This is a genomic window from Nonomuraea sp. NPDC048826 (assembly GCF_043198225.1).
Taxonomy (GTDB): domain Bacteria; phylum Actinomycetota; class Actinomycetes; order Streptosporangiales; family Streptosporangiaceae; genus Nonomuraea.
The window spans coordinates 466,146-484,294 of record NZ_JBICUQ010000001.1; the positions used below are offsets into that span (position 1 = coordinate 466,146).

Genomic DNA, 18,149 nt, shown 5'->3' on the forward strand with positions numbered 1-18,149 from the left:
TACGGCTAGTCTTGCCGAATCGGAGGGCGATATACGTGCATAACGCCGAACTGGATTCGATCGATCTGGCCATCCTTGCCGAGTTGCAGAGGGACGCCCGGCTGCCCAACAAGGATCTCGCGGAACGGCTCGGCGTCGCACCCTCCACCGCGCTCGAACGGGTGCGCGCGCTGCGCCGGCGCGGAGTGATCACCGGCTTCCGCGCCTCGGTCGACATCGCCAGGCTGGGCCGCCCGCTGCAGGCGCTGCTCGCGCTCCGGGTACGCCCGCACACCAGCCAGCTCGTCGACCCGCTGCGCGCCTTCGTCCTGTCACTGCCCGAGACCATCACGCTCTTCCACGTGGCCGGGGCCGAGGACTTCCTGGTGCACGTGGCCGTGGCCGACGCCGAACACCTGCACCGGCTCTGCCTGGAGAGATTCCTCGTACGGTCCGAGATCGTCCATCTGCAGACCACGCTGATCTTCAAGAGCGAGCACCAGCCCGTCCAGCGGCCCGCCGAAATGTGAAAATATCCGGGCATGGCCCTTCGGATCACCACGCTCGCCGAACGCCCCGAGTTCGCCGCCTCGCTGTGGGACATGGACAACGCCTGGCCGGAGTTCATGATGAAGGACCCGCTGGCCGACTTCTTCTACACGATCGCCGACACGGTCTACCCCGAGTACGTCCTGGTGGCCGACGACGACGCCGAGCCCGGCAGGCTGGCGGCACGGGGCTGCATGATGCCGTTCACCATGAAGGGCGACGAACTGCCCGACGACGGCTGGGACGGCGTCATCAGGCGCGGCTGGCTGGCCCGCGAGCGCGGCGAACGGCCCGACCGGGTCTCCGCGCTGGAGATCACCGTCCGCCGCGACCTGCTCGGCCAGGGCGTCTCGCCCCTCATGGTGGCCGCCATGCGCGACAACGCCGCCCGCCTCGGGTTCGCCGAACTCGTCGCGCCGGTGCGGCCCTCCTGGAAGCACGAGGAGCCGTACACCCCCATGCCGGAGTACGTCGCCCGCACCCGCTACGACGACGAGCTGCCCTACGACCCGTGGCTGCGCGTGCACGTACGGGCCGGCGGCGAGATCGTCAAGGTGGCGCCGCGCTCGATGACGATCGCCGGGACGCTCGCCGAGTGGCGCGCGTGGACCGGCCTGCCCTTCGACAAGCCCGGCCCGGTGGAGGTGGCGGGCGCGCTCACCCCCGTCCTCGTCGAGCCCTGGCACGACTTCGCCGTCTACGTCGAGCCGAACGTCTGGGTCCGCCACCCGCTCTGCTGACCATGAGGCGTTAGCGTTTCCGGCATGACGGAACTCCAGCCAAGATTGCGGGCCATCATCGACCTGATGGTCCCGGAAGCGCGCGAGTCGGGCGGACGGCACGAGTACGACGGCGCCGTCCAGGACCTGTCACCCGAGGGCGTGCGCGCGGGCCTGGCCCGGCTCGGCGACGGCGACCTGCCCGGCGACCCCCACGACGCCCGCCACCTCCAGGTCTTCGAGGAGGCCCTGCGCGTCCAGCTCGGCGAACTCGAACTGCACCGCAAGAACCCCCTCATCCACCTGTCCAACCTGGAGCTCGCCTGCTACGACCGCGAGTACGCCCCCGAGGAGCACCGCACCGCCGCCCAGGCCGCCCACCTCGCGCGCTGGCCCGAGGCCGTGGAGCACGCGATCACCTCGCTCGACCAGGTCAGCGCCCCCGTGGCGGCCTCCCTGCTGGGCGCCGTCAAGGGCCTGGCCGCCGGCGTCACCGACCCGGCCGCCCTGGAGGCGCACGCCCGCCTGGTCGCCCACATCGAGCGGGCCGCCGGGCACGGCGCCCCCGACGCCGCGCTCGGCGCCGCCGCGCTGGCCCGGCTCATGGGCTCCGCCGAGGGCCTGGACGTCGACCTCGGCAGGCTGGCCGAGCGCGCCGACGCCGAACGCGACCGGCTGACCGCCCGCCTGGCCGACGCCTGCGACCGGCTCGGCCAGGGCGGCAGGCCGCCGCTCGACGTGGTCCGCGAGCTGGTCAAGCAGCACCCCGACGCCGACGGGGTGATCGAGGCGGCCAGGATCGGCACCGAGAAGGCCATCGCGTTCACCCGCGAGAAGGACCTCGTGCCCTACCACGACGGCACCTGCCTGGTCGGCCTCGCCCCCGAGTCGCGCCGCTGGGCGATGGCCATGATGTCGTGGAACGCCCCCGGCGAGCCCGACGGCCCGTCCTGGTACTACGTCACCCCGCCCGACCCGTCCTGGCCGGAGCAGGACACCGAGGAGTGGCTGGAGGTCTTCAGCGACACCACGCTGCCCGCGATCAACGTGCACGAGGTCGCCCCCGGCCACTTCTCCCACGGCCTCGCGCTGCGCCAGGCCCGGTCCGACGTGCGGCGGCTGCTGGTGTCCCTGTCGTTCGTCGAGGGCTGGGCGCACTACGCCGAGGAGCTCTGCGTCGAAGAGGGCTTCGAGTCCGGCGACCCGCGCTTCGAGATCGGCGTCTGGGTGGAGGCGCTGATCCGCGTCACCCGCCTGGCCTGCGCGATCGGCGTGCACACCGGCACGATGACGGTGGACGACGCGGCCGCCCGGTTCGCCTCACACACCCACCTGGCCGGCCCCGCCGCCATGGCCGAGGCCAGGCGAGCCACGTTCGATCCCACGTACGGCCGCTACACCTGGGGCAAGCTGGCCATCATGGACCTGCGCGAGCAGGCCAGGCAGGCGTGGGGCGCCGGCTTCACCCTCCAGCGCTTCCACAAGCACCTGCTGGACCTCGGGTCCCCGCCGCTCGGTCTGCTGTCGATAGACTGAGTCCACCGCATTCGCCTTTGGGGGGTCCTTTCGGTGTCTGAGTTCGACACGGTCCTGGTGGTCGACTTCGGCGCGCAGTACGCGCAGCTCATCGCCAGGCGGGTACGCGAGTGCCACGTCTACTCCGAGATCGTCCCGTCGACCATGCCGGTCGCGGAGATGATGGCGAAGAACCCCAAGGCGATCATCCTGTCCGGCGGCCCCTCGTCCGTCTACGCCGACAACGCCCCCGCCGTGCCGCACGGCCTGTTCGAGACCGGGGTGCCGACGTTCGGCATCTGCTACGGCTTCCAGGCGATGGCGCAGGCGCTGGGCGGCGAGGTGGCCCGCACGGGCGTCGCCGAGTACGGCGGCACCGCCCTGGAGGTGCTCGACGAAGGCGTGATCTTCGCGGGCCTGCCCATGGCGCAGAAGGTCTGGATGTCCCACGGCGACAGCGTCGCCGCCGCCCCCGAGGGCTTCCTGGTGACCGCCTCCACCCGCGAGACCCCGGTCGCCGCCTTCGAGCACCCCGGCCGCGGGCTCTACGGGGTGCAGTTCCACCCCGAGGTGCTCCACAGCGAGCACGGCCAGCAGGTGCTCAGACACTTCCTGGACGCGGCGGGCTGCCGTCCCACCTGGACCATGCTCAACATCGTCGAAGATTCGGTGGAGGCGGTGCGTCGTCAGGTCGGCGACGGGCGTGCCATCTGCGCGCTGTCCGGCGGGGTCGACTCGGCGGTGGCCGCCGCGATCGTGCAGCGGGCCATCGGCGACCGGCTCACCTGCGTCTTCGTCGACCACGGGCTGCTGCGCAAGGGCGAGGCCGAGCAGGTCGAACGCGACTTCGTGGCCGCCACCGGCGTGCGACTGCGGGTGGTCGACGCCTCCGACCGGTTCCTCAAGGCCCTCGACGGGGTCTCCGATCCTGAGGAGAAGCGCAAGATCATTGGCCGCGAGTTCATCCGGGTCTTCGAGGACGAGCAGCGGGCCATCATGGCTGACGGTCCGGTGGATTTCCTGGTGCAGGGGACGCTTTATCCGGATGTGGTGGAGTCCGGTGGGGGTACGGGGACGGCCAACATCAAGTCCCATCACAACGTGGGCGGGCTGCCGGAGGATCTGCAGTTCAAGCTGGTGGAGCCGCTCCGCACCCTCTTCAAGGACGAGGTGCGGCGGGCCGGCGAGGAGCTGGGGCTGCCGTCGGCGATGGTGTGGCGCCAGCCGTTCCCGGGGCCGGGGCTGGGGATCCGGATCGTGGGTGAGGTCACCCGTGAGCGTCTCGATCTGCTGCGTGAAGCCGACGCGATCGCTCGTGAGGAGTTGTCGCGGGCGGGGCTCGACCGGGAGATCTGGCAGTGCCCGGTGGTGCTGCTCGCCGATGTTCGGTCGGTGGGGGTGCAGGGGGATGGTCGTACGTACGGGCATCCGGTGGTTCTGCGGCCGGTGACGTCCGAGGACGCCATGACGGCGGACTGGTCGCGGGTGCCTTATGACGTGCTGTCGCGGATCTCCACGCGGATCACGAACGAGGTGCGTGAGGTGAACCGCGTGGTGCTGGATGTCACCAGCAAGCCGCCGGGCACCATCGAATGGGAGTGACCCCGGCGACCTCGTCACGTCGTACACCAAGCGGCGGGGCCGGTCGGTTCGTTCCCCTCGTCGGCGAGCACCTCTGATCGCGGTCATCCTCCCCGCCTGGCGCGCAGGTCCACGACGAGCAGGTCGTCCTCCCAGGAGGCCGCCGTGCCGAGCGCCTCGCATGCCCGGACGAACCGCCGGACGAGCCAGGAGCGCTCCGCGCCTTCCGCCAGGACGGTGCGGCAGTAGTCGAGCTTGAGCGGTACGGCGCGCAGCCGTATCGGGCCGAGCTCGTCGACGGTCACCAGGAACAGCAGCGACAGGTCGTTGCGCAGATCCGGGTCCACCGCGTAGTCGTCGATGAAGTCGCCCAGGTCGTACAGGATCGGCGGTGCCACCCCGTGCGCGACGTGCGCGGAGTGGCCGGCGATCAGCGTCGCCCCGGCGTCGGCCAGCATCGTGGCCGCGACGCGGACGTACGGCAGCGGCCCTGTTGTCATGTTGGGCCCCCAGTGCGGGCTGACCAGCACCGCATCCGATTCCGTATGCATCCTCGCCACGGTGTCCATCAGCCAGCCCGGGACCCCGGAGGGCAGGTCGGCGTGGGCGACGCCGGGCCGGTCGGGCGTGGCCGCGTAGTCGTCCGGGTGGTCGGTCACGGAGACGACGGCGACACGCAGCCCTCGTACGGCGAGGACGACCGGCGCGCGCGCCTGCTCCAGGGTCGCGCCCGCACCCGCCGCCCGGATCTCCACGCGTTCGAGCTGGGCCCGGGTGTCGAGCAGCGCGTCGTAGCCGTAGTCCAGCGCGTGGTTGTTGGCCAGCGTTACACAGCTGACGCCGAGCTCGGCGAGCAGGTCGGCGGCCTGCGGCGGGGCGCGGAAGTGGAAGGCCTTGCCCGGCGCGGGCCAGGGACTGCCACGGTCGGAGACGCAGCACTCCAGGTTGAGCACGATGGCGTCGGCCTCGGTCAGGTATGCGCGGACGCCGTCCGAGACGAACGCGTCCGGGGCGTGGGAATCGGCCAGCCGGTCCGCGACGCCCCTGCCGAGCATCGTGTCACCTGCGAGCGCGAGCGTTACAGCCACGGGATTCCCCTGCCCCCGATGACGGGTTGAACGCCGGAAAACCCCGTTTCACCTGCAATGATCCACCATCTGGGGGTAGGGGGTCAGGTGAAGCAGCAGCGACCTTCTCGGGGGAGGCAAGCGATGAGCACACCGGGAATCGGCAAGAGGGTCCAGGACGTGATGCACCAAGGGGCCGAGTGCATCGGCGAGCAGGACAGCCTGCGCAAGGCCACGCAGATGATGCGTGACCTGTCGGTCGGCGCGCTGCCGATCTGCGGCGACGACGACCGGCTCAAGGGCATCATCACCGACCGCGACATCGTGGTGAAGTGCTGCGCCGAAGGGAAGGACCTCGACCGCACCACGACGAGCGAGCTGGCCCACGGCCTGGTCTGGGTCGAGGCCGGCAGCAGCGTCGAAGAAGCGCTGGAGAAGATGGAGAAGCACCAGATCAAGCGGCTGCCCGTGATCGAGAACAAGCGGATCGTGGGCATGGTCAGCGAGGCCGACCTGGCCAAGGAACTCCCCGACAACAAGCTCGCGGAGTTCGTCCACCGGATCTACGCACCCTCCTGACGGAGCAGGGCGGGCCCGCCATCGTCCCGGCCGCGCGAACAGCGGCCGGGACGCCGTCTGCAGGACGACTTCCGCCTCGGCGGCTACGCCCCAGGGTCGGCGATCTCGATGACGTGCAGCGATTGCTCGAAGGCGTGGACCGCACGCTCCCAAAGGTTCTTGTCCAAGGTGAGCACCGGGCAGACGGAGGCGTCGGCGATGGCGGCGACGTGAGCATCGCCCCAGTCGAGACCGGTACGAGTGATCGCGGACGCCAGCGCGATCCCGTGATCTGGCTCCCGCAGGCCGGCGACGGTGATCTGTTGCATGGTGGCGATGCCCAGGAGCAGGTCGGCCGCGTCCTTGGATCCGGAATCCACCGAGGCCCCCGCGACGGCCAGGACAGAGAGGACCATCGGCCGGCCCTCTGCGTCGAATCGGGCGACCATCTCCATCAGGTTGTTGTCGCCCCTGGCCAGTTCGACAAGGATGCCGGTGTCGAGGATGAGCGGCGGCAGGGTCACTGCCCGCCGCCATCGGAGTAGCGGGGATTGTCGGCGAGCTGCCTTTTGACGTGGGCCATCATGCGATCGACACGCGCGTGGTCGGCGCTCGCGTGAGCGCGGGTCAGATGGGTCTCGAGGAGTGCCTTGCGCCGGCGCTCCTCACGAACACGCGCGGCGAGGGCTTCGTTGACGTAGGTCGACAGGGACTTGACGTCGTCATCGCCGACCCGGCTCTTCACGTAGTCGATGAGGTCGGGGTCGAGGGTGACGGCGATGCTGGACTTGGGCCGGCTGCTCATGGGCTCAATGCTAATACCGTCCTATGATCTTTTGGCGTCATCGGCGGTGACCGATGGTGTGCGGGTCTGCCGAGAGGCAAGGCCGCCTACCGTGACACCAGCATCAGGCCCGACTGGGCCGCCGCGACATTCCCCAAAAGCCGCCGATCAGATCGGCGAGCCGAACCGTAAGAGAACGCGGTGAACCTGCTAGTCAGGCCAGGTCGAACTCGCCGCCCTTTACTCCGGAAACGAATGCTCTCCACTCGCTGGGATTGAAGACCAGTGCCGGCCCCTGAGGGTCCTTGCTGTCGCGTACGGCCACGATGCCGGGAAGGTTGTCAGCCACTTCGACGCAGTCGTTCCCGCTTCCGCTCAGGCTGCTCTTACGCCACGCGGCGTTCGCCAGGTCAGTCATGAGTCAGCTGCTCCTTGACGTCGATGATGAGCTTCCGGGATTCCTCAGGCGACAGGGCGACATCCCATATGCGCCCGAATACGATCTTATAGCGATCTACCTGCTCCGAGCTCTCCACATATATGTCACCGGCCGTGCCTTCGACGTAGGCAACATCTGGGTCCACCGCTTCGGCGAAGGATAGGACAGAGAAGGCCCCTTCGAGCCCTGCGTGCGCGCCGACGCTGTAGGGGAGGATGCGGATGGTGATGTTGGGCCGACGAGCGGCGATCAGGATGGCTTCCAGCTGATCTCGCATCATCTCGCGACCGGCGATGGGGCGATGGAGAACGCTCTCGTCCATCACGGCATGCAACTCTGGCGCACCTGGACGACTGAGCAGTGTCCGCCGTGCCATGCGCGCCATCACGCGGCGCTGGATGTCTTCAGGGTCATGCGGTTCAGGTCTTCCGGCCTTGATCACTACGCGCGCATAGTCTTCAGTCTGCAAGAGCCCCGGAACGAGTTGCACCTGCCACTGGCAGATCCGCGATGCTTCATCCTCCAAGCCCACGTAGGAGCCGGTGAACACGTCGGCATAGGCGGTCCACCAACCCCGCTTGCGAACCTCCTTCGCCAACTGAATCAGCATGGCGCGAACGTCTGACCTGGCCCCGTACAGATCGCAGACTGCGGCGACATCCGAGAGGCTGGCTTTGGTACGGCCCGTTTCGATTCGGCTGATCTTGCTGCGGTGCCATCCGAGTTGAGCGGCGGCGGTTTCGGGAGTCAGTCCCTTCTCCTCCCGCATGGTGCGTAGCTCACGAGCGAGACGACGCAGTCTCACGGTTGGACTGTGACTCGATTGCATGAAGTAACTATTTCAGTTCGCTGCGTGATGTAGATGGTGATTGCTCAAAGTCATGCTCGCGTGCACTGTGCATTGACAGATTACACTACGTAGCTACATGCTTGCGGACTGAAGCGGATGTGGACCCTCACGGACTGACCCGTCTCTGACCGTCCGGAGTCTGCTGTTCCGGCACCGAAGGGCGGTTCCAGCGATGCGACGTACGCGGAAGCATGACGACGTGACGGGGCCGGCGCCGCCGAGCCTGGAGCAGGTGCAGTTCTTTCACCTGACCCGGCTGGCCTGGGCGTTGAAGGTGCGGGGGCTGGCCGTTTCGGTCCAGTTGCCGCGACGGGGAGAGCCGTGTCTCTCGGTGCGGCGGGAGTCCGGGCCGCTGCTCGTCCGGGCCGCGCTGCACGGGCAGCGATGGGTCTTCACCTGGGGGCGCGGGCGTAGCCGGTGCGTGGACGAGCGGGACGAGAGCGCGTTCGAGCGGGTGTGGGAGGTGGCGCAGTGAGTGAGCGGGTTCTGGTGGATCTGACGATTCCGGGCAACGCGGCTTGGGTCTGCTTGGTTCGCCGCTGGGTAGCCGACGCTTTGACGGTGGCCGGTCATCGTGATGTGGACGATGCCCGGCTTGTCGCGAGTGAGCTGGCGGGGAACGCCGTGCTGCACACTGCGTCGGGGCGGCCGGGTGGGCTGGTGCGGGTGAGGGTTTTCGAGGTCACTGACGCGCTGGCCAGGGTCGAGGTGATCGACGAGGGGGCGGCGACGGTTCCCCATCCCCGTCGGCCGGGTGAGGAGGAGTGCGGCGGCCGAGGGCTCTGGCTGGTTCAGCAGAGCGCAATCAGATGGGGGACCCGGACCGTACCGGAGCAGTGGAATCTGGTCTGGGCCGAGGTGCCCACGGTGGACGTGCTCCTTGCCCGTGGCACCGAAGACGCGGAAGAGGTTTCAGCATGATCCCTGACTTCCACGGACCTCACGCCGACGTCGGTGTTGCCCGCAATGGCCTCAGGCGAATCTCACAAGGTCGGGTAGCCCGGGGGAGAGACTCCCTCGGGCTACCCGACCATCGAAGTCGGCCGCGGACGAGGACTTCACCAGCGACACACCCTCGGGACGAGGCTCGCCCGCGAGGGCTACGAAGAGGACCTGGCACGCGGCAGCCCGGAGGGCCCGGGTCGGAATTCTGGCGTGGTGTGTTCTCTGACGACTATGATGATCTAGCTCGGTTCCGGTCTGTGGTCTCACGATAGGGAGCACCCGGCTGTGGCTGGTGCGGCGACTTCCGGCGCCGGTGCGCCGCGGCTGATGGCGGTGCCCGCGTTCGTGGGCCGCGAGTCCGAGCTGGCCGCGTGCCGCCGGGCGCTGGCAGGGGAGCCGGCGATCGTGCTGGTCGAGGGGGAGGCCGGGGTCGGCAAGAGCCGCCTGTTACGGGAGCTCCTGAGCACGCGTACGGACCGCGGCCTGGTGGCTTACTGCCCGCCGTTCCGCGAGCCGCACACGCTGGGCCCGGTGGTGGACGCGGTCCGGCAGGCCGTCGGCAGCGTCGCGGAGCTGGGGCTGAGCGCGCTGGCCGGGGCGCTGCGGCCGTTGTTCCCCGAGTGGGCCGACGGGTTGCCGCCCGCGCCTGAGCCGCCCGGGGACGCCCCCGCCGCCCGCCACCTGCTCTTCCGCGCCCTCGACGAGGTGCTGGACCGGCTGGGGGTGTCGGTGCTGGCGGTGGAGGACGCGCACTGGGCGGACGAGGCCACGCTGGAGTTCCTGCTGTTCCTGGCCGCCCGGCACCCGTTGCGTACCAGCCTGGTGGTGACCTACCGCCCGGATGACGTGCCGCAGACCTCGCTGCTGCTGCGGTTGTCGTCCCGGCTGCCCGCGACGGGGCTGCGGCTCGCGCTGGAGCCTCTGGACGTGGCGCGCACCGGCGCGCTCGTGTCGTCGATGCTGGACGACGAGCCCGTGTCCCCGGGGTTCGCCCAGCTGCTGCACCGGCACACCGACGGGGTGCCGCTGGCCGTCGAGGAGTCCGTACGCCTGATGTACGAGCGCGCGGACCTGACCCGCAGGAACGGGGAGTGGGCGCGGCGCAAGCTGGCCAGGATCGACGTGCCGCCGACCGTGCGGGACGCGGTGCTCGAACGGGTCGCGCGGCTCCGCCCGGCCGCGCGGGCCGTCCTCCAGGCGGCGGCGGTGCTGTCCGCCCCGGCGGACGAGGCCACGCTCGCCGCCCTCGTCCGAGGGCCCGGCGAGCACCCGCCGGACGGGCCGGGTCTGCCGGACGCGCCGCTGGACGGGCTGGCCGAGGCGCTGGCCTGCGGGCTGCTGCGGGACGACGGCGGGTCGCTGTCGTTCCGGCACGTGCTCGCCTCCAGAGCCGTGTACGAGGCGATCCCCTCGCCGCGCCGCCGGGCGATGCACCTGAGAGCCGGTCGCGCCCTGGCCTCGCGGACGCCGTCTCCGGTGTCGCAGCTGGCCCGCCACTTCCGCGAGGCGGGGGACGTGGCCGCCTGGCGGCGCCACGCCGAGCGGGCCGCCTGTCTCGCTCTGGCCGCCGCCGACGAGGCCGGCGCCGCGTCCTTGCTGTACGACCTGATCACCCATCCGGCCGCGCCCCCGGCCGACGCCGCCCGGCTGGTCGCCGAGATCCCGTTCTCCTCCTTCACCGGTGACGACCGCTTCCAGGGGCTGGTCCGGAGCCTGCGGTCCGCGTTGGAGCCGGGCAGGCTGTCGCTCAGGGACGCGGCGGAGACCCGCTGCCAGCTCGGCCGGGTGCTGCTGATCATGGAGGAGATCGAGGCGGGCCGGGCCGAGCTGAGGAAGGCGGTCGCCCACCTGCCGCCCGGCTCACTGAGCGCCGTGCGGATCATGACGTACCTCGGCTGGCCGCGCGATCCGTTCACGCCCGCGTCCACGCACCTGCGCTGGCTGCGCCGCGCGGCCGCGGCCACCGAGTCGGTGCCGGCGACGGAGCGGCTCAACCTCCTGGTCGAGCGCGCCACCGCGCTCCTGATGCTGGGGGAGGAGGAAGGGTGGGCGGAGACGCCCCGCCTGACCCGTGAGCCGGCCGACGCGGAGGAGGCGCGCGAGGTCGGGAAGGCCCTGCTGAACCTCGGGGACGCCGCGGTGCGCTGGGGCCGCCACGCGGACGCCGCGCGCTTTCTGGCGCGGGCCGAGCTGATCACCGAGCGCCACCGGTTCCTCCGCTACCGGGACGTCATTCTGGCCACGCGCCTGCATCTCGACTGGCACGAGGGCCGCTGGCGGGGGCTCGCCGACCGGGCCGCCGGTCTCTTGGACAACGACGCGGTGCAGCCGGTGACGAGGCTGGAGGCGATCCTGGTGGCCGGGCTGCTGCGCGGGGCGGCGGGTGACGCCGGGGCCGAGGAGCGGCTGGCGCACGTGCTGGCGGAGAGCCGGCGGTACGGCGCGGTCGAGCTCCTGGCCGAGCCCGCGGCGGCCCTGGGCGAGCTGCTGCTCGCGCGCGGGGCCACAGGCCAGGCGCTGCAGGTCACCGACGAGCCCGTGCGGCAGGTGGCGGAGAAGGGGATCTGGCTGTGGGCGGTGGACCTGGCCCCCGCCCGCGTCCGGGCGCTGGCCGACGCCGGACGGCCGGACGAGGCCGGCGACCTGGTCGACGCGTTCGCCGCCTGGCTGAGCGGCAGGGACGCCCCGTCGGCCGCGGCCGGGCTGGTGCTGTGCCAGGCGATCCTCGCCGAGGTACGCGCCGGTCCCGTCGAGGCGGCGGCCGGGTACGGTCGCGCGGCGGAGGCCTGGCAGCGGCTTCCCCGGCCCTACGACGCCCTGCTGGCCCAGGAACGGCAGGTCGCCTGCCTGCTGGCGGCCGGTGACACCGAGACGGCCCTCCCGCTCGCCCGGCGGGTGCTCCAGGGGCTGACGGCGCTCGGCGCCCGCGCGGCGGCCGAGCGGGTGGCCGCCCTGCTCCGCGAGCACCAGGTGGAGGTGCGCGGACGGGGGCGGCGCGGCTACGGCGACCAGCTCTCGCCCCGTGAGCTGGAGGTCGTCCGCCTGCTCGCCACCGGCAGGACCAACCGGGAGATCGCGGCCGTGTTGTCGAGGTCGCCGAGAACGGTCGCCGCACAGGTCAACTCGGCCATGCGCAAGCTCGGGGTCAACTCCCGCACGGCGCTCGCGGTCGCCGCCGTCGAGGCGGGTCTCGTTTCCTGACCGCGCACCGGTTCCTGCTGTCATTTATTAGGTCATCCAACCCATGACAAGGGCGGTGGACTCACGCAAGATCGCTGCGTGAAGACCCCTCCGAGCGACCTTCGGGATGACTCTCCGGCCGACGAGGACGCGCCGCCCGAAGCCGAGGCCGAGGAAAGACCGGCCGAAGACGAGTACGAACCGCTCTGACACCCCCTCAGGAGAACCCCCCATGAAGATCTTCACTGGCGTGCGCCGACGATGGCCGGTCGCGGCCCTCGCGGCGCTCGCGATGGCCGCCACGGCGGTGCACGCGCCGGCCGCCGCGGCCGGCGACAACACCGGCGGCGACAACGCGGGCGAGCCCGCCCGGGCCGCCGCGCCGATCACCCTCGACGGCGTCGCGCCGGGCACGCACGAGATCACCCTCATCACCGGCGACAAGGTGACGCTGACCGAGGAAGGCGGCGGACGCTACCGCTTCGAGACGAAGGCCGCGCCCAGGCCCGGCGGCGCCCTGCCGTCCTTCCACGGCCAGGGCGGACCCGACGGCTTCTACGTCTTCCCCGCCGACGTGCTGCCGGCGGTCGAGTCGGGCCGCGTCGACCGCGCGCTGTTCGACGTGAAGTACCTGGCCGAACACGGCTACGCGGACGACCGGTCGACCCCGGTGATCGTGCAGTACCCCGGCGCGTCCGGGAACCGCAGGGCCGCGGCCGACGCGCTGCCGGCCAGCACGCCGACCGCGGCGCTCGACAGCATCAACGGCGCCGCGCTGACGGTTCCGCACGACCGGACGGCCACGTTCTGGTCCGCCGTGCTGGGCGGCACGCCGAACGGGCGGGCGGCGAGCACGCTCGGCGCGGGGCTCGCCAAGGTGTGGCTCGACCGCAAGGTCGAGGCCGACCTCGACGTCAGCGTGCCGCTGATCGGCGCGCCGCAGGCGTGGGCCGCCGGTTCGGACGGCACCGGCGTCAAGGTCGCCGTGCTGGACACCGGGATCGACGACACCCACCCGGATCTCGTCGGCAAGGTCACCGAGAGCCGGTCGTTCGTGGCCGGGGTGGAGACGGCGAAGGACGGCCACGGGCACGGCACCCACGTCGCCTCCACCATCACCGGCAGCGGCGCCGCCTCGGGCGGCACGCACAAGGGCGTCGCGCCCGGCGTGGAGCTGGCCGTCGGCAAGGTGCTCGACGACAGCGGCAGCGGCGAGTGGAGCGACGTCATCGAGGGCATGCAGTGGGCCGCGGCCAGTGGCGCCAAGGTCGTCAACATGAGCCTCGGCGGCGGCCCCACGGACGGCACCGATCCGCTCAGCCAGGCACTCGACAACCTGACGGCCGAGACGGGCGCGCTGTTCGTCGTCGCCGCGGGCAACGCCGGCCAGGCCGAGAGCGTCGGCGCGCCGGGCGCCGCCCGGTCGGCCCTGACCGTCGCGGCCACCGACAAGCAGGACAAGCTCGCGCCGTTCTCCAGCCGGGGCCCGCGCACCGACGGCGCGCTCAAGCCGGACATCGCGGCCCCCGGCGACGACATCGTCGCGGCCCGCGCCGCGGGCACGAGCATGGGCACCCCCACCGGAGACGCGTACACGTCGGCGGACGGCACCTCGATGGCCACGCCGCACGTCGCCGGCGCGGCGGCGATCCTCGCCCAGCGGCACCCTGACTGGACGGCGGCCCAGCTCAAGGCCACGCTGATGAGCACCGCCAAGGACGTCGGCCTGACCGTCTACGAGAGCGGGGCCGGACGGCTGGACCTGGCGAACGCGATCACCCAGAAGGTCCACGCGACCACCCCGAACCTCGACTACGGCTACGTCGAGGCGGGCGCCGCGCCGGTGACCAAGGAGATCTCGTACGTCAACGCCTCGGACCGGCCGGTGACCCTCACCCTGACCCCCGAGCTGGCCACCACCGCCGGCGAACCGGCCCCGCAGGGCACCCTCACGGTGGACGGGACGCTGACGATCGAGCCCGGCCGGACGGGCACGGCCACGGTCACGCTCACTCCGGCGGACCTGGCCATCGGCGCCTACACGGGCGCGGTGACCGCCACGGACGACCAGGGCACCCGGCTGACCGTCCCCGTCGGCCTGCTCCGCGAGCCGCCGAAGGTCAAGCTCTCCATGCGCTTCCTCGACCGTGCGGGCACGCCCTTCCTCCCCCGGCTCCTGTCCGTCATCGACGTGACCGGCGACCGGGGCAACCTGGCCGGCCGCGCCCAGCTGGAGGAGCCCGACGTCATCACCGTCATGGTGCCGCACGGCGTCTACAGCGTCACCGGTCATCTCGGCTGGATCGACCCGGTGACGTACGTGCCCAGCGACGCCTGGCTGACGAGCCCCGAGGTGAAGGTCGACGGGGACACCGAGGTCACCCTCGACGGGCGTACGCTCCGGGAGATCCGCTTCGACACACCGAAGCGGGCCGTCCCGTCCCCCGAGTCGCAGACGTACACCCACCTCCAGCAGACGATGAAGAACGGCGTGCCCTGGTGGAGCTACACGTCCAGCGCGCCCTTCTTCCAGCACTGGATCACTCCCACCAAGCGCACGACCGAGAGCGAGCTGCTCTTCACCACCAGCTGGGGTCTGGCGCTGCCCGAGGTGACCATGGAGGTGCGCGGGCGGGACCGGCTCAAGCTGAATCCCGCGGTCTGGCCGCACGCGGGGAAGGTCGCCAGGGGCTTCCCCATGGAACAGATCCCCTTCACCGGTGACCTGAAGGCGGGCCTGGTCGACGTCGGCGTGGGCGACAACCTGACGGGTCGCGACCTGCGCGGCAAACTGGCGCTGCTCGACGACGGCGGCGACTGCGGCGGACGCGTGGAGATCTTCCGGAGGCTCCGGGACGCGGGAGCGGCCGGGATCCTGATGTGGCCGTCGGCGCCGTTCGGATCCTGCGGCTTCGGACCGCTCATCCCCCAGCCGGTGTACGCAGAGCCGGGCGACACCAGCACGGAGGTCGGCATCCCCTACGTCACGGTGGCCCCCGCCGAGGCGAAGGAGCTGATCAAGCGGCTGGCCAAGGGCCCGGTCACCATCGCCGTCAAGGGCACGCCCCACTCGCCCTACGCCTACCAGATGCACCCCGTCGAGCGGGACCGCGTTCCCGCGTCCATGACGTACAAGATCACCGAGCGGCAGCTGGCCACCGTGGACACCCACTACCACTCCGGCACGCCCGCGGACTACGAGTCCAGCTCCTGGCCGGTGGCCAAGGGCCTGCCGAGCGTCTACCCGGCCTTCCTGCCGATCGTCCGGGCTCCGGACAGGCGCACCGAGTACGTCGGCCCGATCGACCCCGAGGTCGTGGTCGTGCGTCAGACGAGCAGCGAGCAGCGGAACCTCATCCGCACCATGCACGTGTTCGACAAGCCGGTCCGGTTCACCCAGCGGTGGAACGCGGGGCCGTTCACGCCGGGCGCCTTCACCGCGTCGGAGCCCGTCCGCCGGGCGACCGACGGGGAGACGATCGGGTTCTGCCCGATCTGCCGTCAGGGAGACGTCCTGTGGGCCGCCTACTCCATGATCGGGCCCGACGGCCAGCTCGGCGACACGTACATCGGCGGCACGCGCCTGTACAAGGACGGGACGGAGATCCCGCCGAGCGACGCCGGCGGGCTCCCGGCCTACGTCCTGCCCAAGGAGACGGGCGACTACCGGCTGACCCTGGACGATCCCGGGAACGGCACCACGGCGGAGTGGACCTTCCGCTCCGGCACGGTGACCGAGGACGCCACCCGCGGCCTGGGATGCGTGGGCAACCTGTTCGGCATCACCGATCCGTGCCGGCCGGAGCAGGTCGTGTTCGTCTCGTACGACATGTCCGACGGCATCGGGCTCGACAACAGCGTGCCGGCGGGCAGGCGGCACACCTTCGACGCCGACGTCCACCACACGCCGACCAAGGCCCGCACGCCGAAGGTCTCCGGGCTCAAGCTGTGGACCAGCACCGACGACGGCGCGAGCTGGACCCCGGCCGACGTCCGCCGGGGCCGTGACGGCGGCTACACCGTCTCGGCCACCTATCCCCGCTCCGCCAAGGGCGCGGTGAGCCTGCGGGCCGAGGCCTGGGACGCCGCGGGCAACCGCGTCACCCAGACCACGCTCCGCGCCTTCACCCTCCGCTAGACGTCTCCCGGCGGGCTCCGCATCCAAGCGGGGCCCGCCGGGGCGTCAGTCGCAGGTCAGGAGGGTCTTGCCGAGGGTCGTCCTGGCGGCGACGGCCGCGTGCGCGTCGGCCGCGCGGTCCAGCGGGAACGTCTGCCCGACGTGCGGCCGGAGCCGTCCCGCCGCCGCCTCGGCCAGCGCCCGCTCGATCAGCTCCCGCACCCGGTCCGGTCCCGGCGCGCCGTCCGTGATCCCGATCAGCCGCACGCCGCGGGCCGCCGCCTGCTCGGCGGTGAAGTCGGCGAACGCGCCGCCGGCCGCGCCGTAGGCGAAGAAGCGGGCCCCGTTCGCCGTCGTCTCCAGCGCCTGGCGGCCGAGCGGGCCGCCCGCTCCGTCGAACACCGCCTGGACACCGCCGGTCAGGTCGAGCACCCGCTCGGCCCAGCCTTCCTCCGTGTAGTCCACGGCTTCCGCCGCGCCGGCCTTGCGCGCCAGGTCCAGCTTGTCCCGCCCGCGCGCCGCCCCGACCACCCGCGCCCCGGCGGCGGTCGCGAGCTGGGTGATCACCACGCCCAGGCTTCCGCCCGCCGCCGTGACCAGCACCGCGTCGCCCGGCCGGAGGCCGGCCCGGTCCACCACCCCCAGCGCGGTCGGCCCGTCGTGCAGCAGCGCCAGCGCCTCGTGCGCGCCCAGCCCGCCGGGGACCTCCACCAGGGTCTCGGTACGGGCGACCGCCTTCGTGGCGTACCCGCCGACCGGGGCCAGGACGGGGCTGCCCTCCCGCACGGGCTTCCCGGTACGGGCGACCACCCGCCGACCTGCCCACCCGGGGTCCACGCCCTCCCCGACGGCCACCACGGTCCCGGCCACCCCGTCACCCGGCACGTACGGCGGCCGCACCGGGAAGAACTCCACACCCCAGCCCGACCGGAGCTGGGTGTCGAGGAACAGCACGTCCACGGCCACCACCTCGACCAGGACCTCACCGGGCCCGGCGACCGGATCCGGCGCGTCCCGCGCCACCAGCACCTCGGGCTCCCCGAACGCGGTCACTTCGACGACTCGCATGCCACTCGCTCCACTCCGTCTGTCGGTAACTGTCTCCGACAGCCTGTGACCTCAACCAAAGTTGAGGTCAAGACGGAGGTCGCGCGTTACGGGTAGCTGACGCCCGCCCTCAGCTTGCCGCCGTAGAGCTGCGGCACGGTCACCAGGTGGTAGCCCTGCTTCTTGAGCTCCTTGATGACCTCCGGCATGGCCTGCACCGTCTGCGGCACCGTGTCGTGCATCAGGATGATGCCGTCGCGCTTGGCGAGGCTGAGCACCTTGGCCTTGATCTTCTTCTTGTCCTTCAGCGCCCAGTCGTGGGTCGTGCCGGTCCACTTCACCTCGGCGAGGTCCAGCTCGTCGGCGATGCGCAGCACCCGCTCGTCGGTGTGGCCGAACGGCGGCCGGAACATCGTCGGCGTCCGGCCGGTGGCCTGCTCGATGGCCTGCTTGCCGGCCTGGATGTCGTCGAGGATCTCGCCGTCGAGCCGGGGCGTCAGCGAGAAGTGGGAGTAGGTGTGGTTGCCGACGGCGTGGCCCTCGGTCATGATCCGCTTCGCCAGCCGGGGATGCTGGTCGACGTACTTGCCCGTCAGGAAGAACGTCGCCTTGGCGCGTTCCTTCTTGAGGGTCTTGAGCAGCTTCGCGGTGTGCTTGCCCGGGCCGTCGTCGAAGGTGAGGGCCAGGCACTTGACCTTGGTGCAGTCGATCTTCGCCTGGGTGGTGGCGGCGGGGGTCCCGCTCAGGGCCAGCGACACGACGAGCAAGCCATGAATCAGCACAGCGAACACTTTACGGGCAAACCGGACCTGTCAGTGA

General features: G+C 71.4%; 16 protein-coding genes. 9 read left to right on the forward strand and 7 right to left on the reverse strand.

What is annotated here, in order from left to right; all coding sequences use genetic code 11:
- Positions 1-35 precede the first annotated feature (35 nt).
- The 4 genes from ACGFI7_RS02520 to guaA are packed head-to-tail and all read left to right on the forward strand — an operon-like array spanning position 36 to position 4,364.
- On the forward strand, positions 36-509 hold the full coding sequence (locus ACGFI7_RS02520) for an Lrp/AsnC family transcriptional regulator (protein ID WP_393398215.1): 474 nt from the start codon (positions 36-38) through the stop codon (positions 507-509).
- A gap of 12 nt (positions 510-521) precedes the next feature.
- Positions 522-1,268: an N-acetyltransferase gene (locus ACGFI7_RS02525; RefSeq protein ID WP_393398217.1), complete on the forward strand. Its 747-nt coding sequence runs from the start codon at positions 522-524 to the stop codon at positions 1,266-1,268.
- Between the two features lie 24 nt (positions 1,269-1,292).
- Positions 1,293-2,783: a DUF885 family protein gene (locus tag ACGFI7_RS02530; protein WP_393398219.1), complete on the forward strand. Its 1,491-nt coding sequence runs from the start codon at positions 1,293-1,295 to the stop codon at positions 2,781-2,783.
- Between the two features lie 33 nt (positions 2,784-2,816).
- Complete coding sequence (guaA, locus tag ACGFI7_RS02535) at positions 2,817-4,364, forward strand: glutamine-hydrolyzing GMP synthase (protein WP_393398221.1); 1,548 nt, start codon at positions 2,817-2,819, stop codon at positions 4,362-4,364.
- Between the two features lie 83 nt (positions 4,365-4,447).
- On the opposite strand, the gene ACGFI7_RS02540 is transcribed toward guaA, so the two are convergent.
- Positions 4,448-5,431, reverse strand: a complete 984-nt coding sequence (locus ACGFI7_RS02540; protein WP_393398223.1) for a CapA family protein — start codon at positions 5,429-5,431, stop codon at positions 4,448-4,450.
- Between the two features lie 123 nt (positions 5,432-5,554).
- Between ACGFI7_RS02540 and ACGFI7_RS02545 the strand changes: the two genes are divergently transcribed.
- On the forward strand, positions 5,555-5,989 hold the full coding sequence (locus ACGFI7_RS02545) for a CBS domain-containing protein (RefSeq protein ID WP_393398225.1): 435 nt from the start codon (positions 5,555-5,557) through the stop codon (positions 5,987-5,989).
- Between the two features lie 83 nt (positions 5,990-6,072).
- On the opposite strand, the gene ACGFI7_RS02550 is transcribed toward ACGFI7_RS02545, so the two are convergent.
- The 4 genes from ACGFI7_RS02550 to ACGFI7_RS02565 all read right to left on the reverse strand — a co-directional run bounded on the left by ACGFI7_RS02550 (position 6,073) and on the right by ACGFI7_RS02565 (position 8,020).
- A complete protein-coding gene (locus tag ACGFI7_RS02550) occupies positions 6,073-6,492 on the reverse strand; it encodes a PIN domain-containing protein (RefSeq protein ID WP_393398227.1) in 420 nt (139 codons plus the stop codon).
- Positions 6,489-6,773: a hypothetical protein gene (locus ACGFI7_RS02555; protein ID WP_393398229.1), complete on the reverse strand. Its 285-nt coding sequence runs from the start codon at positions 6,771-6,773 to the stop codon at positions 6,489-6,491. Before ACGFI7_RS02555 ends, ACGFI7_RS02550 begins: the two co-directional genes overlap by 4 nt.
- A gap of 193 nt (positions 6,774-6,966) precedes the next feature.
- Positions 6,967-7,170 (reverse strand): DUF397 domain-containing protein, encoded by a 204-nt coding sequence (locus ACGFI7_RS02560; protein WP_393398231.1) that lies wholly within the window; start codon positions 7,168-7,170, stop codon positions 6,967-6,969.
- Positions 7,163-8,020: a helix-turn-helix domain-containing protein gene (locus ACGFI7_RS02565; protein ID WP_393398233.1), complete on the reverse strand. Its 858-nt coding sequence runs from the start codon at positions 8,018-8,020 to the stop codon at positions 7,163-7,165. The genes ACGFI7_RS02560 and ACGFI7_RS02565 overlap by 8 nt, the downstream gene beginning before the upstream one ends.
- A 220-nt stretch (positions 8,021-8,240) precedes the next feature.
- On the opposite strand from ACGFI7_RS02565, the gene ACGFI7_RS02570 reads away from it, so the two are divergent.
- The 4 genes from ACGFI7_RS02570 (at position 8,241) to ACGFI7_RS02585 (ending at position 16,304) form a co-directional block, all read left to right on the forward strand.
- Positions 8,241-8,516 carry a hypothetical protein gene (locus ACGFI7_RS02570; RefSeq protein WP_393398235.1) on the forward strand — a complete coding sequence of 92 codons (276 nt, stop codon included), beginning with the start codon at positions 8,241-8,243 and terminating at the stop codon, positions 8,514-8,516.
- Entirely contained in the window at positions 8,513-8,962 is a 450-nt protein-coding gene (locus ACGFI7_RS02575; protein ID WP_393398237.1) for an ATP-binding protein, read from the forward strand. The genes ACGFI7_RS02570 and ACGFI7_RS02575 overlap by 4 nt, the downstream gene beginning before the upstream one ends.
- 309 nt (positions 8,963-9,271) lie before the next feature.
- Complete coding sequence (locus ACGFI7_RS02580) at positions 9,272-12,187, forward strand: AAA family ATPase (RefSeq protein ID WP_393398239.1); 2,916 nt, start codon at positions 9,272-9,274, stop codon at positions 12,185-12,187.
- 211 nt (positions 12,188-12,398) lie between these two features.
- A complete protein-coding gene (locus tag ACGFI7_RS02585; RefSeq protein ID WP_393398241.1) occupies positions 12,399-16,304 on the forward strand; it encodes a S8 family serine peptidase in 3,906 nt (1,301 codons plus the stop codon).
- A 45-nt stretch (positions 16,305-16,349) separates the two neighbouring features.
- Here the strand turns inward: ACGFI7_RS02585 and ACGFI7_RS02590 are convergent, their stop codons facing one another.
- Positions 16,350-17,351, reverse strand: coding sequence for a zinc-binding dehydrogenase (locus ACGFI7_RS02590; protein ID WP_393398243.1), 1,002 nt, complete (start codon positions 17,349-17,351; stop codon positions 16,350-16,352).
- Positions 17,352-17,437: 86 nt separating this feature from the next.
- Positions 17,438-18,112, reverse strand: coding sequence for a polysaccharide deacetylase family protein (locus tag ACGFI7_RS02595; protein ID WP_393398245.1), 675 nt, complete (start codon positions 18,110-18,112; stop codon positions 17,438-17,440).
- Between the last annotated feature and the right edge of the window lie 37 nt (positions 18,113-18,149).

What these genes read in the sequence shown, in the direction of transcription:
- ACGFI7_RS02525 (WP_393398217.1), top strand. Translation starts at nt 522, where the DNA reads ATGGCCCTTCGGATCACCACGCTCGCCGAACGCCCCGAGTTCGCCGCC.
- ACGFI7_RS02530 (WP_393398219.1), top strand. Translation starts at nt 1,293, where the DNA reads ATGACGGAACTCCAGCCAAGATTGCGGGCCATCATCGACCTGATGGTC.
- ACGFI7_RS02545 (WP_393398225.1), top strand. Translation starts at nt 5,555, where the DNA reads ATGAGCACACCGGGAATCGGCAAGAGGGTCCAGGACGTGATGCACCAA.
- ACGFI7_RS02555 (WP_393398229.1), bottom strand. Translation starts at nt 6,773, where the DNA reads ATGAGCAGCCGGCCCAAGTCCAGCATCGCCGTCACCCTCGACCCCGAC.
- ACGFI7_RS02560 (WP_393398231.1), bottom strand. Translation starts at nt 7,170, where the DNA reads ATGACTGACCTGGCGAACGCCGCGTGGCGTAAGAGCAGCCTGAGCGGA.
- ACGFI7_RS02565 (WP_393398233.1), bottom strand. Translation starts at nt 8,020, where the DNA reads ATGCAATCGAGTCACAGTCCAACCGTGAGACTGCGTCGTCTCGCTCGT.
- ACGFI7_RS02585 (WP_393398241.1), top strand. Translation starts at nt 12,399, where the DNA reads ATGAAGATCTTCACTGGCGTGCGCCGACGATGGCCGGTCGCGGCCCTC.
- ACGFI7_RS02590 (WP_393398243.1), bottom strand. Translation starts at nt 17,351, where the DNA reads ATGCGAGTCGTCGAAGTGACCGCGTTCGGGGAGCCCGAGGTGCTGGTG.